We start from the raw sequence: 14612 nt of genomic DNA, 5'->3' as shown, positions 1-14612 counted from the left end.
CCTCCTATTTATTTTGTTCAAGGGGGTTATACCCGCCAAAATATTTTTCATAAAAGTTTCTATTTCCACAGGCTTCTCTAATGCCTTCAATTGACAAAAATCTTAATGAGTCACATCCTAACATCTCTTCCATCTCTTCAATGGTATTGTTGGCAGCAATAAGGTCTCTCTTGTCGGGAATGTCGATACTTAGGTTTTCATTTTCAATTACCGGTGGTGACGAAATTCTAATGTGAATTGACTTTGCTCCTGCCTTTTTAAGAATGTCCACAGTTCTCTTTATGGTTGTTCCCCTGACGATGGAGTCGTCAACCAAAATGACATTCTTTCCACGGATGTTTTGTTTAATTGCAGAAAGTTTTAGATGAACGGAAAAGTTTCTCATATCTGCGGAAGGATTTATAAAAGTTCTTCCGATGTATCTATTTCTTACGATTCCCTTTTGATATGGTATACCCGACTCTTTTGAATACCCAAGGGCTGCAATCATACCAGAGTCCGGTGCGCCAATTACTATGTCCGCGTCAACTGGATTTTCCTTTGCAAGGGTTGCTCCCATATTGTATCTTGCCTTATAAACTGAAAGCTCGTCGATGTATGAGTCCTCTCTTGCGATATAAACAAGTTCAAAAAGACATAGTGCATGGTCTTTTTCCTTGGCAAAGTGGGATGACTCACCGTATTGATCTACGATGTAGATTTCTCCCGGTCTTAGTGGGTGAACATTTTGTGCGTTGATGGTGTCAATGGCACAGGTTTCTGATGCCACAACAATAAAATCTTCGGTGCTTCCAATGGAAAGTGGTTTTATTCCATACACATCTCTAAAGGCAATCATCTTTTCATTGTCCATATATATAACTGAGTAGGCTCCCTCTAGGTTTGAAATGTATTTTGAAAGTCCCTTTTCTCTATTTTTTAATTTCATAACAAGCTCTCTCATCTCGAAGTCTTCGTTGATTATCTTGCCATCAATTATAATCATAGCTTCGCCGTCGATGTCGTAGATGAGTGGCATTGTCTTTGAATTTACATCGTCATCTTTAAAAGCATATTTGCAATGGGCAAGGCCCTTGTCTCCACTTATGCTTGATATATTTTCATCTGTAATGTTGTCGGAGATAAGTCCTTTGCCCTTTATCTCATTTATCTTTTTATCTTTGAAAAGACTTATTCCCATCTCCGCTTGGCCCCTATGTTGTAGGGCGTGTAATCCATAATATAAATGAGGAAATACATTTAGTTCCCCGTCTCTGCTGTATACTCCAATTAATCCTGACATATTAACCCTCGAATGTGTATTTGCTATCTAGTATTTTTTGTTCCATGTCTTCCCTGTAGTCTTGTAATTTCTTTGCAAGCTTTTCATCGGAAAGACTTAGTATTCTTGCAGCAAGTACCGCCGCATTTTGTCCACCATTTATTGCAACTGTCGCCACTGGAACTCCCTTTGGCATTTGAACAGTTGATAGAAGTGCGTCAAGGCCTTCAAGGGCTGTTGACTTTGCTGGAACTCCTATTACAGGTCTTGTGGTTGAACCTGCCATAACCCCTGCAAGGTGGGCAGCCATACCTGCAATACCAATGTACACGCCAGTTTCTTCCTTTGTTTCGTCCATATATCTAACTAGTTCTCCCAAGGCTCTATGAGCTGAGATAACTCTAACTTCATAATCTATTTCAAACTCTTTTAATGTTTTTACAACCTTATCTGCAATTTCCTTGTCAGATAGCGAACCCATTATTAAAGTAACTTTCATCTTTCCTCCTATTTTTCATATTTCAAATAAAAAAGCCCAAACAGGAAGGTCGAAACCTCCCCGTCCAGGCTTTTGTCCTTTCGGTGTCAGCCCGAAGGCCTTGTACCGCTCGGTCCTGTGCGTAGCCCGGATCCCTAGGTACTCTTTCTTATTTAATGTCTAAATATTTTGAAAGTTCAAGTGGTTCAATATATGTGTCGCCTTTGTAAGCTCTCATATTTCCACCGGAAACTTCATCTATCAATACAATTTCATCTGTACCATCAACCATACCATATTCAAATTTAATATCGTATAGGTCTAGTCCATGTTTCTTCAATTCATCTTTAATTATGTTTGAAATTTTTACATTTAGCGCTACGATTTCTTCATATTGTTCAGCTGTTAAAATGTTTAGCATAACAAGTGCATCTTTTGTGATTAGAGGATCTTCTCTTTCATCGTCTTTTAAAGTGATTTCAGTATAGGCGTCAAGTTTTTGTCCTTCTTTGGCGTACTTACCATATCTTCTGATAAAAGAACCAACCGCTACAAATCTAGTTATAACTTCAAGTCCATCACCAAATAGTTTTCCCTTTTTGATATCCATTGTTCTTTCATCTAGGTTTGCAGAGATGTAGTGAGTTTTAACTCCCTTTTCCTTTAAGATTTCAAAGAAGTATTTTGATACTTTTAAACTTTCAAGTCCAGCTCCCTCTTTAGAACCTGCAACCATGTTACCACCAGTGTCAAAAGATCCATCTGCTGTTCCTGTCATGGTGTCTTTGAATTTAAAGTAGCATCTTCCTTCTTCTTGTACAAAATCTTTTGTCTTTCCTTGTCTAATGTTTGCCATTTTTATCACCTTTCTCCTTGAAAATAAAACGAGCCCAGAAGGGTAGGTTAAGCGAAACCTACCCCTCTGGGCTTTTTTCCCTCAGGTGTGTACCCTATGTATGGGTATCGTACCGCTTGGTCCTGTGCAAATTGCCCGGATCCCTAGGTACACTTTCGCTCACAAAATTAAGAAATTTCATGAACTCGTTACGGATACATAGTATCAAGTTTAATTGTAGTCGTCAAGGATTTTTTTGCTTTTAACAATCCTTTTATAAGGCTTTAATTAGCTAAAAAGAAAACCCAAGGATTACCTTGGGCTTAATAATTATTTTAAAAAGATTGAGTAGTTTGGTGACTCTTTTGTTATTGAGATATCATGTGGATGGTTTTCGATTAATGAAGCTGAACTTATTTTTACGAAATGAGCTCTCTCTTTAACTGCTGGAATGTCCTTAGCTCCAATGTAACCCATACCTGCTCTTAGTCCACCAATCATTTGGTAAACTACATCTTCCACTTGGCCTTTGAATGGAACTCTACCTTCAACTCCCTCTGGAACAAATTTCTTTGTACCTGTTTGGAAGTATCTGTCTTCTGAACCAGATTTCATTGCACCGATGGAACCCATTCCTCTATACTCTTTGTATCTTCTTCCTTCGTAAAGCACTTCTTCACCAGGAGCTTCTGAAGTTCCTGCAAATAGTGAACCGGCCATGATAACGTCGGCACCTGCTGCAATTGCCTTTATAATATCTCCTGAGTACTTAATACCACCGTCTGCTATAATTGGCACGTCATATTCTACTGCAGCCTTAGCAGCTTCCATAATAGCTGTGATTTGTGGTACACCAATACCTGTTACAACTCTTGTTGTACAGATGGATCCAGGTCCTATACCAATCTTTACACAGTCTGCGCCAGCTTCGATTAGAGCCTTTGTTGCTTCGTATGTTGCAACATTACCTGCAATAACTTGAATTTCAGGATAAGCTTCTTTAATTTTCTTAACCGCTTTTAAAACTCCTGCAGAGTGACCATGGGCTGTGTCTATTGTAATAACGTCTACCTTTGCATTAACTAATGCACTTACTCTGTCCATCATGTCTGCTGTAATACCAACTGCTGCACCAACAAGTAGTCTTCCATTTGAATCCCTTGCAGAGTTTGGATACTGGATAGATTTTTCAATGTCTTTAATTGTAATAAGTCCTGTTAATTTAAACTCATCATTAACTATAGGAAGCTTTTCAATTCTTGCACCTTTCATCTTTTCAAGTGCATCATCCATTGAAATGTGTTCCTTACCAGTAATAAGTTTTTCTCTTGGAGTCATTACGTTTTTGATTTCTTGATCTAGGTCTTCTTCAAATCTAACGTCTCTGTTGGTTAAGATACCAGCAAGTGTCATATCTCCATCTACAATTGGAACTCCTGAGATTCTGTAGTTCGCCATTACATCAAGGGCCTCTTTAACGCTATTTGTAGGAGATAGATAAAATGGGTCTGTTATAATTCCATGTTCAGATCTCTTAACTCTATCAACTTGTTTAGCTTGCTCTTCGATGGTCATATTCTTATGAATAATACCAATACCACCTTGTCTTGCCATGGCAATTGCCATTCTAGACTCGGTTACAGTGTCCATACCCGCACTCATTAGTGGAATATTTAGTGTAATCTTCTTAGTCAAATTAGTTTTCAATTCTGTTTCGTGGGGAAGAACATGTGACTCTCTTGGTACTAGTAATACGTCATCAAATGTTAAGCCCTCTCCTACAAATTTCATAATGCGCCTCCTATAATCTTGTAATTTTTTAATAGTACTTTAACAACTTTTCTTTTCTTTGTCAACAACCTGCGGTTATCCCTTCATGAAATATTCAATATCTCTTCGAAGTTCTAAAACCGCCTTCTTCCTGTCCCTGTTTTTTAGATAACTTAGAAATTCACTGTGATGATGGCTATAGATGTCAAAGACTTCCCTCTTCCAACTGTTCCAATAATACTGAGAGAAAACTAGCATTTGTTTTTGAAATGCATTTTCCAATATCTCATAGAAGTATTCATCATGATAAAAAGAAGCGAGAGTCAAGTGAAAATCCATATTGGTGTTCCAATAGGAAACCGGATCCTCCCTGGAAGCTTTTTCTAAATGCTCCATATGTAAGCTTTCAAGTTTTAAAATATCATCGTCGGTAATTCTATCCCAGTACTCATTGAGGTATGTGGGCTCTAAAAATTCTCTGAATTTTAAAATTCCGTCCAAGTACTCTTTAGAATAGTTTACCATTACATAGCCAAGCCTGGGTATGCTTCTGAGCACACCTTCATTGCAAAGTTCAATAAGGGCATCTCTAACGGGAGCCTTACTTATATTGTACTTCAGCATCAAATTTTTTTCATTTAAAATATCATTCTGATTGTACTTTCCCGAAACAATATCTAGTTTTATGGAGTTATATACTTTTTCCCTTAATGTCATCTTTCTTTCCTTTGCTTTATAAAATAGGATTTGATAACTATTATATACCAAATCCTAAAAAAATTTAATTAATTTTGCTCAAGCATTATCTCAAGTATTTTGTCGTCAGTGTCCTTCATGCCTTCCCTGGCCATCTTGCCAATATTTTTCACAGTGGTGTCGCAACAGCTTCCAACAATTCCATCCATATGCTCAAACTGGATACCCCTCTTTGCCATTTCAAGGGCAAGTAGACCATTGTCCAGTGCCACTGCAATCTTTGATGCACATGAGGCCTTGGCACCGTCACATACAATTCCCCCAGAAGTTGCAAGGGCGTTAGTAAGAATGGATTCTATTTTTTCTTCCTCAAGGCCAATTAAATACCCTATGCCACATGCAGCGGCAGAACCAGCAGACACTGCACCACAAAATGCAGACAGCTTTCCAATGTAATACTTTTGATAGATGGCAATTAGATTTGAAACCATTAATGCACGGTAAAGTCTTTCCTTTGAAATATTTTCCTTTTCGCAAAACACTATTACAGGTACAGATGTAGTTATGCCTTGGTTGCCTGAACCAGAGTTTATAACCACAGGTAGGGAACATCCACCCATCCTGGCGTCGGATGCAGAGCAAGCCATAGCCTTTATCTCGTCTTCAATACTTCCCTTTGAAGTCTTTTTTATAATTTGACCAATCTTTGCGCCATAGTCTTCACTAAGTCCACGCTTTGCAATCTCCATATTGGATTTAATTTGAAGGTCCAGCCTTTCGATTAATTCTGGAATATCTTCTAGGTTAACATTGTCCGCAAAATCTATAATGCTACTTACAGATAAAAATGATCTGTCTTGACCTTCTTTAATGTTGTTATCATTGTCCTTTTCAAATATAACTTCATCATTAATCTTAATAAATGTAAAGTTGTCGTGGCTGTCTTCTATAACCACAGTTACTTTTTCATTTGTAGTTTCTGCATCTATTTTTATGTATAACATGTTTGGAACTTCTGCCACATGTGTCTTTATAATTTTGTTTTCAATTAGCTCCTTTGCTTTTTTAATATCTTCGTCGTTAATGTCTTCAAGCACTCTTAAACTCTTTGAAGAATTCCCTCCAATAATTCCCAGGGACACTGCAGTCAATATGCCCTTCATACCTTGAGAGTTTGGTACCAATACCGACCAAGCGTTTTTAATAATATTTTTTGAACAGTACACCTCTATGTCTTTAGGCTTTGCAGTTAAATAATCTCCTATCTTAGCGGCACAAAGAGCGATGGCAATAGGTTCGGTGCAACCAAGTGCCTGCTGTAATTCATCAAGCAAAACTTTTTCAAAATCCTTATAAGAAACCATACTTTCCTCCTGTTGGTATTATTACTAATCATATCAGCAAAGCGACGATATTTCAAGGGTTAAGTGAACTTGGTTGTGACTGATTAATTAAAATTAAATTTCGTTTTTAATCTTTTTAAAAAAATAAAAGGTAGCATATCCATTGATACACTACCTCTTGTTTTATTCAAAATAAATTTCACCAATTTCAATTGGCCCATTTTTTCTAAGTTCAATTATCTCATCATCTGTATATGAACTAAATATTTGAACTCCTATCATGGTGTAGCTTCCCTTTGCCTTTGGATAAACAGGTTCAACTCCCTTTCCACTTTCATTTATTTGAACGCCAAGATTCATTGTTTTAAATTCAGGATTTAACATATTTGCCCTATGGCCTGGTGAGTTAGACCACAGTTCAAAAAATGACTTTGCAACATTGGCTGGATTATTAAAATCTCTAGAGTTTGCTGCGGCATAAAGTTTTCCATTTCTATAATTCGTAATGAAGTAAATTATATTTTCTCCAGTGCCCAGTCCCTCTTCAAAGGCAGTGAAGAAGAAAGTTCCATTAGGTCTTACATGTGGAATTCCATTTACGGCAATATTTCCATACTCTGCCATTTCAGATGCACGCAACATTGTCTCTTTTCTATTTAATTCAGAAACAACTAGTGGTGAAACTCCATTGTCCGCCCTAAGTTTATTTACAAGTTTGATTAACTCCGCTTCAATCGCTTCTAAGGATACTTGTTCACCATTATTAAATTTAGATTTAAAATCCTTAGATATTGGTTTTGGAGCAGGAGCTTTCGGTTTATAAACATTTTTTAGTTCTTCAACAACACCATTTGAAACTGAAGATGTTCCACCAATAACAACAGCCTCTTCAACCTTATTATCCTTCATAAAGTTTCTTACTTCTTCTGGAAGTGTATTGCTTCTAACTAAAAGTATTGGTGCGTTTTCTGCTTTTGAAACGATTGATGATGATAATGCATCTGGGTAGTCTTCTCCTGATGCTATTACTACTTTTTTTACTCCGCCGTTTACTTCTGCAAATTGCTTTGCTATTTCTACGGATGTTACGTATCTATCTCTTCCTGAAAATCTTTTTTCTACTGTTCCGCTATATTTAACTGTGTTTGTTCCTCCAAAGATATAGCTTGGAGAGTTTGCTTTTTGTACTGGTATTAGTTCTAGTTTCATTGCTCTTGCAAGTGGGCCTGCTGATAGGGCATCTGGATAGTTAAATGCGTTGTAGATTGATTCTTTTTCTAGTGTCACATTTTCTTTTCTTAGTTCGTTTACTTTTATTGAAGTTTCTATTCTGTCTTTTCCTGCCACTCTTTGGCTATTTGGTAATGCACTTAGTTGTGTGTCTGATACTGATGATGTTCCTCCTAAGACAATTGTCTTTGCAGGGTTAATTCTATTTATTTCTGCTTTTACAATTGCCGGTGTTTCTTTTGCTGATGTTAAAAGTATTGGCGCGTCAATTTCTCCTGATAGTGGTGAGCCGGATAATGCATCTGCATAGTTTTCTCCTGATGCTACTATGACTTCACCTCCAAGGGTAGCGTATTCTTTTGAAATCTTTACTGATGTTTCGTATCTGTTCTTTCCTGCAAGTCTTTCTACTTTTACTGTTGGAACTTTTTTCGTCTCCTTTGCTTCTTCTGCAAAGCTTGTTCCAATTGTGGAACTTGCAATTACAACTGCCAGCGTCAGTGCTGTGGTTTGTTTAATTAGTTTTTTCATTTAGTCCTCCGTATAAAATGTTTTCCTATTATTTAAGTCTTTTCAAAGACATTTTCATCATTATATCATATATACTTAAGGAAATGGCTAAAATAAAACACCTATGAATTTCTCATAGGTGTTAGTTTTAGTTTGGATTAAATATCATTGTGGATCCAATTATTTTTTTGTCTAGCAGGACTTCTTCATAGCCCCTCCATCCATAGTGGCAAATGTATTTGTCACCTTTTTTTCCATAGATGGTTACTGCATGAAATATATATTTATTCTTTTCGCTCTCGTCTCTTATATATCCAAATGCAATTACTGGATAGCCCTTTAGTAGGCTCTTTTCAATGCCTCTTCTAAATAAATTGAAACTAGCTCTACCCTTTAGTCCATATTTTCTAAGGTATTTGTTGATAGCGTGGCTAATACTTCTTGCCCAACTCCTGTCAAATTTTGCAAAGCTTCTAAGTTCGTCTTGCAAGTTATATCCATTTAATAAAAGCTTGCCATTTTTTAAAAACTTTTCAGGAATATAGCCTCCTCGTCTATTCTCCCAGTAGTTTAATAGAATGCAGGCGGCGGTGTAGCCACAGGTGCCTGTAATATTTCTTGGGTATGGGCTATGCTTTATAATTTCTGATTGGGGTATGTAAAAGCCCTCTTGGGAGCTTGTTTTATCCAAATTCTTCATTTAGATTTTTTCTTTATGATCATGATGGTGTTCATCATCAGTACATGGACATTGATAGTTTCCTGTACCATCTAAATCAAAAACTTCATATAGACATTTGTCCAATGTCTGTGCAATTTGTATTGCAAGTTTTAAATTTGGAATTGTTTTTTCATTTTCAATTTTGTTTATACTAACTCTTGAAACTCCTACTCGTTTTCCTAAACGATGTTGGGACAGTCCCAAAGGCTTTCTAAATTCTTCGATTCTGTTTTTCATACATACCAACCTCTATTTTTTATGTTATCTTATAACTACCCAAATTTAGTGTGTTTACGCTTATTTAATTTAAATTTAATAGAAGAAGTTGCATAAATGCAAAAAAGTGCCAGAAGATTCTTCTGACACTTTCTAATGTTCTATTTATCTATAGAAGCTGTCTAGGCACTTAAGGGATTTTGAAATCTCCTTCATTACTTCTTCAACTGCTTCTTCGCTGGTAATGTCTTTGTTTTCCATTTCTCTTCTTGTGGAGTACTCAACTATATTTTCTGCCGCTCTCTTTCCAACTGTTATTCTAAGTGGAATTCCGATTAAGTCTCTGTCGTTAAACTTAACTCCCGCTCTTTCCTTTCTATCGTCAAGTATTACTTCAACGCCCTTTAGTCTAAGCTCTTCGTAAAGTTTTGTGCCCAGCTCCATTTGGGTTTCGTCATTAATGTTAAGCACAGAGATTATTGCATGGTATGGCGCAACTATAAGTGGCCAGATGATTCCATTTTCATCGTGATTTTGTTCAATGATTGCAGTTACCGTTCTTGTGATTCCGATTCCGTAGCTTCCCATGTAGAAGTATTGTTCTTTTCCATTTTCGTCTAGGAACTTTGCGTCAATTGCCTTTGAGTACTTTTGTCCCAATTGGAATATATTTCCAACTTCGATTCCCCTTGCAGACTTAAGTGGCATTTCAGTTTCAGGGTCAATATCTCCTTCTTGAATCATAAGAAGGTCTTTAACAACTTCTCCATCAAAGTCTCTCTTAAAGTTTGCATTCTTGTAGTGGTAGTCCTTTTCGTTTGCACCGATTACAAGATTTTTCATCTTTGTAACCCTTTCGTCAATAAGAATTCTAACGTCTTCTGGAATGTCTGAAGTTGGTCCAGTAAATCCTGCTACTGAGTTTAATCTATTTTCGATGTCTATGTCTTCCATCATTTCAATTTCGTGTTCAGGCACTTTTAAAAATCCTACAAGTTTTGCCATGTTAAGTTCTCTATCTCCAGGGATAATAACTACTACTGGCTCTCCTTGAACCATAAGGTCAACCGCCTTTGCACAGTGACTTGCAGGTACCCCTGTGAACTTGGATACGTCTTCAATGGTCTTACAATTTGGCGTAAATTCTTTTGTAAGTTCTTCCTCTTGTATATCTTCTTCGTTAATTTCATAGTACACAGGAGCCTTTTCATCTGTTGCTGCAAACTCTGAACCTTCGCTATAGAAGATTACACCTTCACCGGTTTCAGATAGGGCAATGAATTCGTGGGAGTGGTTCCCACCCATGGCACCACTGTCACCTGCTACAACCTTGTAATCAAGTTTTAGTCTGTCGAATATAACTTCATATGCCTTCCACATATTTTCATATGCTTTTTCTAAATTTTCTTCGTTGGTATCAAAGGTGTAAGCGTCCTTCATTATAAATTCTCTGGACCTGTTTATACCAAATCTAGGTCTCTTTTCATCTCTATACTTGTGTTGAATTTGATAGATGTTTAGTGGAAGCTGTTTATAGCTCTTTAGCTCGCCCTTAACAAGGTCTGTGAAGTACTCTTCTGCTGTAGGCCCAAGGCAGAACTCTCTGTCGTTTCTGTCTCTAAGTTTAAACATCTCAGGACCAAAGGTCTCCCATCTTCCTGACATATCCCAAATTTCCCTTGGTTGTAGTGCAGACATAAGTATCTCTTGGGCTCCGAAGTTATCCATTTCTTCCCTAACAATATTTTCAATCTTTCTTACAACTCTGTATCCCATTGGCAAGTAGGTGTAGATTCCTGATGCACTTCTTCTTATCATTCCACCTCTTAAAAGCAATTTATGACTTGCAATTTCTGCATCTGCCGGATCTTCTCTTAGAGTCGGCATATAAAATTTAGACATTTTCATTTTTGTTTCCTCCTAATGTTTATTTCAAATAAAAAAACCTTCCACCAGAAGGCGAAAGGTTACGCGGTACCACTTCTTTTAAATTAAATTAATAATCACTCATAAGCTATAAGGCACAACCCTGCAGTTTTCACTACAACCTCCAAGACAGGTTCCCCTAACTACACCAAAAGTTTTCACCAACCACTTTCTCTCTAAAGGCTTTATTAAAGTACTATTTCTCTTCATAGGTAAAATAATATTATCATAAGAATAACTTTTTGCCAATACTAAAGTGGCATCTCGTTAATCTTCTTTTTCCATTTTCTATTTGAAAGGCTTGCAACAATCATAAGGATAATCCATCCAATTAAGGTCCAACTTATTAAAATGGAAAGTATTAAAAGTAGAAACTTTGCTCTTCCTTTACATTTAAAGAATGGCACTAGTAAAAATATCAACGCCAAGAATAACATTACATAAAATAGTACCAGTGGTATGGCATGGAATATTCCAAATCTATCTCCTAAAAAGTTTTGTATGGTCTCTCCTGCAAAGTAGGAAAAGGCACCGGCAATGACTATGATGAAGATGTTGAATAAATAGTGAAAGGCAGTCCTTCTTCTATCTATCTTTCGAATTTCTTTTAATTCCTCTTTGGACACAAAGCCTTCAGGCACATATCCATTGGAAAAGTCATCTCTCACTTCGTAGTCTCTTACTCTTTCTTCCTTAACTCTCTTTTCTTTTTTAGGCTTTTCCCTTTTGCTCTCGGCAAAGTAAGGAGAACTACTTTGCTCCTCATGAAAGTTATTATATTTATCTTTTTTCATTTCTTGAAACAATTTATAATTTGTTCTTTCGAAGAGCCTTCTCTTCTTAGTATCCTCTAGGTCATCTTCCAAAGAACTCTTTACATCTTTAGTGTTTAAGCTGTCGGTAAAGTCCTTTTCAAACACGGGCCTCTTACTCTTGCTCTCTTCCTTTTGTCTCTCTTCTTCCCTTTTATAGTCTCCAAGAAATTCACTGAAATCATATTTCGATTTTTCTTTTTTATTTTCTACAACTTCAAAGTATTCGGAAGCTTCATCCTTTTTCTCTTCATCTATGGGCATTCCACAATTTGTACAAAATTTATAGCCCTCTTGTAATTCTTCGTTGCAAAATTTACATTTCATACAATCACCTTTTATATTTATGACTCAATTATATACTGAATTGCAAAATGTATAAAGATAAAAGATGAGAAATTAAAAAATAAATTTATTTGATAGAAATTACTCTGGTCTTTCTTTTGGAAATGTAAAAGTAAATTCAGATCCACCACCTTGGGCGTTTTTTACCTTTATGGTTCCATTGTGAGCAAGAGCAATATGTTTTACTATGGAAAGGCCAAGGCCCGTTCCTGAATTTTTCCCTCTAGACTTGTCGGCAACATAAAACCTTTCGAAGATTCTATTTTTATCTGAATCAGAAATGCCGATGCCATTGTCCTTTACTCTTATAACTGCATCTTCTAAATTGGAGTACACTGTTATTTTTAAATCTCCACCAACCTTGTTGTACTTTATTCCATTGGTTAGGAGATTACTGATTAAACTTTTTATCTTTTCTCTATCTGCATTGACAATGACAGGGTCCAAGTCCGTTCTGATCTTTATTTTTTTAACTCCCGCCATGTTCTCTATATCTTCAATGCACTCTTCCGCCAATGTCTTTAAGTCAAATTCCGTTATTTCCATGTTAACTTCTTCCTTGCCGTTGTACTTGGACAGGGCAATTAAATCAGTTATGAGTTCCAGTTGTTTTTTTGCATCTTCAATGATTACTCCCGCAAATTCCTTTGCCTTTTCGTCCTTAGCAATGCCCTCGTGTATCATCTCGGCGTGACCGATTATAGATGTGAGGGGCGTTTTTAGTTCGTGGGTTACATTAGCGGAGAACTCTGAGCGAAGTTTTTCCATGGTTTTGTATTGTGCCATGGAAAACATTGAGTTTCCCTTTTCATTTTCCAAAATATCTAAAAGTTTTCTTATATCATCATCGTAATTTACATCTAGATTGTCGTCGTTAAACACTTCAGAAATAATTATGGCAGAAATATTTTTAGGATTATACTTTGCCTTTTGATTTTTAAGTAAGAAGTAATTAATAATAGCACAGAGCAGCAAAATAAGACCTGATATTAAAACCAGATCTTTACTCGCCTTTAAAATGTAATCAAATAATATTTTAAACAGCAAAAACAGACCAAGGTATATTGGCCCAAGTTTTTTCAAAATGCTCTTATCCATTTTATTCTCCGTCTACGATTTTATAACCTACATTTCTAACCGTTACAATATAATCTTCCCTTTGAAGCTTTTGTCGTAAGGTTCTTATGTGAACGTCGATGGTTCTTGTCTCTCCCTCGTAGTCAAAGCCCCATATCTCCTCTGTGAGCTTTTGTCTTGAAAGGACTATGTTTTTATTTTCAATTAAATAATGTAGTAGTTCAAACTCCTTGTAGGTTAATTTTATCTTTTCTCCAGCAACCTTGACAACTCTTTTGGATAAATCCATTTCAATATCTCTAAATATTATTTTATCTTCTGTCTCTTCGGTTTGACTTTTGCCATAGCGTCTAAGAACTGCTTTTATTCTTGAAATTAGTTCCATAACACCAAAGGGCTTATTGACATAGTCGTCTGCTCCCATATCGAGACCTCTTACCTTGTCTATCTCTTCATCCTTGGCAGTGACCATTATGATTGGTATGTCTTTGTAGTTGTCGTCACTTCTAAGTGTCTTTAAAATTTCGTAGCCGTCCATACCTTCAAGCATTATATCAAGTAGTACTAGGTCGGGCTTTTCATTTTTAATGGCCTCCATGAATAGAGGACCATCGGGAAAGCCCTTCGCTTTAAATCCGGAGTTTTCTAAAGCGTATATTACCAAGTCTCTTATATTGTCTTCGTCTTCAACTAAATATATAGTTCTCATATCTATCCCAACTTATGTCCATGTGGCAAGTGTTCCACATGTTGTCCAGTTATTGAATATTCCACCCATTCAGAAATATTTTCAGCATGGTCTCCAATTCTCTCCAAGTATTTTGCAGTCATAAGTATGTCTACTGCATACTCGGCAGATGAAGATGTTTCAACGTCTTTTATTTCTTGAATAACTTCTTTTCTAACTTTGTTAAATAGTTCGTCCACCTTGTCGTCATGCTGTCTTATATTGTCCACTAGAGATAAATCTCCAGTAACGAAGCTCTTTAAGCTCTCCTTCAACATCTCAATGGAAAGGTCCGCCATGTTCATAATGTTGTCATACGTTTTATCTTTAGTAATTTCAGGAATTGTCATTACTATTTCTGCAATATCCACTGCATGGTCACCGATTCTCTCCATGTCTGTAACCATTTTTAGAGCAGATGAGATAAGTCTTAAGTCGCTTGCCACCGGTTGTTGTCTTAGTAAAAGCTTTAAGGCTCTTTCTTCAATTCTCTTTTCATATTCGTTTACATCATAATCATTTTCCATAATAAACTTAGCCTTTACCAAGTCTCTATGTCTAAATGACTTTATGGCATCTACGATTCTATCTGAAATGAGTTCGCCCATCTCTGTAAGTTCTTCATTTAGGGTGTTTAATTGTTCATCAAATTTACTTCTCATTTC

The 14612-nt window shown here is 36.5% G+C and carries 14 protein-coding genes and 1 other annotated feature; all 14 genes read right to left on the bottom strand.

Features of this window, described 5'->3' with window-relative positions; all coding sequences use genetic code 11:
• Positions 1–4: 4 nt before the first annotated feature.
• Positions 5–1282: an amidophosphoribosyltransferase gene (locus WKS98_RS03120; RefSeq protein ID WP_498916828.1), complete on the bottom strand. Its 1278-nt coding sequence runs from the start codon at positions 1280–1282 to the stop codon at positions 5–7.
• Between the two features lies 1 nt (position 1283).
• The gene (purE, locus tag WKS98_RS03115) at positions 1284–1760 is read right to left on the bottom strand and encodes a 5-(carboxyamino)imidazole ribonucleotide mutase (RefSeq protein WP_498916827.1); all 477 of its coding nucleotides are present in this window, start codon (positions 1758–1760) and stop codon (positions 1284–1286) included.
• 148 nt (positions 1761–1908) lie between these two features.
• Positions 1909–2595 (bottom strand): phosphoribosylaminoimidazolesuccinocarboxamide synthase, encoded by a 687-nt coding sequence (locus tag WKS98_RS03110; RefSeq protein WP_498916825.1) that lies wholly within the window; start codon positions 2593–2595, stop codon positions 1909–1911.
• Positions 2596–2904: 309 nt separating this feature from the next.
• On the bottom strand, positions 2905–4365 hold the full coding sequence (gene guaB / locus WKS98_RS03105; protein ID WP_498916824.1) for an IMP dehydrogenase: 1461 nt from the start codon (positions 4363–4365) through the stop codon (positions 2905–2907).
• 75 nt (positions 4366–4440) lie between these two features.
• Complete coding sequence (locus WKS98_RS03100) at positions 4441–5061, bottom strand: GntR family transcriptional regulator (protein ID WP_498916822.1); 621 nt, start codon at positions 5059–5061, stop codon at positions 4441–4443.
• 68 nt (positions 5062–5129) lie between these two features.
• Complete coding sequence (locus WKS98_RS03095) at positions 5130–6404, bottom strand: L-cysteine desulfidase family protein (protein WP_498916820.1); 1275 nt, start codon at positions 6402–6404, stop codon at positions 5130–5132.
• 162 nt (positions 6405–6566) lie between these two features.
• Positions 6567–8144, bottom strand: coding sequence for a cell wall-binding repeat-containing protein (locus WKS98_RS03090; RefSeq protein WP_498916818.1), 1578 nt, complete (start codon positions 8142–8144; stop codon positions 6567–6569).
• Positions 8145–8271: 127 nt separating this feature from the next.
• Complete coding sequence (locus WKS98_RS03085; RefSeq protein ID WP_498916816.1) at positions 8272–8823, bottom strand: C39 family peptidase; 552 nt, start codon at positions 8821–8823, stop codon at positions 8272–8274.
• Positions 8824–9081 (bottom strand): helix-turn-helix transcriptional regulator, encoded by a 258-nt coding sequence (locus WKS98_RS03080; RefSeq protein ID WP_498916814.1) that lies wholly within the window; start codon positions 9079–9081, stop codon positions 8824–8826.
• A gap of 144 nt (positions 9082–9225) precedes the next feature.
• Entirely contained in the window at positions 9226–10968 is a 1743-nt protein-coding gene (locus WKS98_RS03075) for a proline--tRNA ligase (protein ID WP_498916812.1), read from the bottom strand.
• 44 nt (positions 10969–11012) lie between these two features.
• Positions 11013–11205, bottom strand: a binding site (T-box leader).
• A 32-nt stretch (positions 11206–11237) separates the two neighbouring features.
• Positions 11238–12125 (bottom strand): zinc ribbon domain-containing protein, encoded by an 888-nt coding sequence (locus WKS98_RS03070; protein ID WP_498916810.1) that lies wholly within the window; start codon positions 12123–12125, stop codon positions 11238–11240.
• A 99-nt stretch (positions 12126–12224) separates the two neighbouring features.
• The gene (locus WKS98_RS03065) at positions 12225–13241 is read right to left on the bottom strand and encodes a sensor histidine kinase (RefSeq protein WP_498916808.1); all 1017 of its coding nucleotides are present in this window, start codon (positions 13239–13241) and stop codon (positions 12225–12227) included.
• Position 13242: 1 nt separating this feature from the next.
• Entirely contained in the window at positions 13243–13929 is a 687-nt protein-coding gene (locus WKS98_RS03060; protein WP_498916806.1) for a response regulator transcription factor, read from the bottom strand.
• 2 nt (positions 13930–13931) lie between these two features.
• Positions 13932–14609 carry a phosphate signaling complex protein PhoU gene (phoU, locus tag WKS98_RS03055; RefSeq protein ID WP_498916805.1) on the bottom strand — a complete coding sequence of 226 codons (678 nt, stop codon included), beginning with the start codon at positions 14607–14609 and terminating at the stop codon, positions 13932–13934.
• Between the last annotated feature and the right edge of the window lie 3 nt (positions 14610–14612).

Source organism: Lagierella sp. ICN-221743 (assembly GCF_037890055.1).
Classification (GTDB): Bacteria; Bacillota; Clostridia; order Tissierellales; family Peptoniphilaceae; genus Mediannikoviicoccus.
Note: the sequence above shows the minus strand (reverse complement) of the source record. Positions and strands in the feature narration are given on the sequence as shown.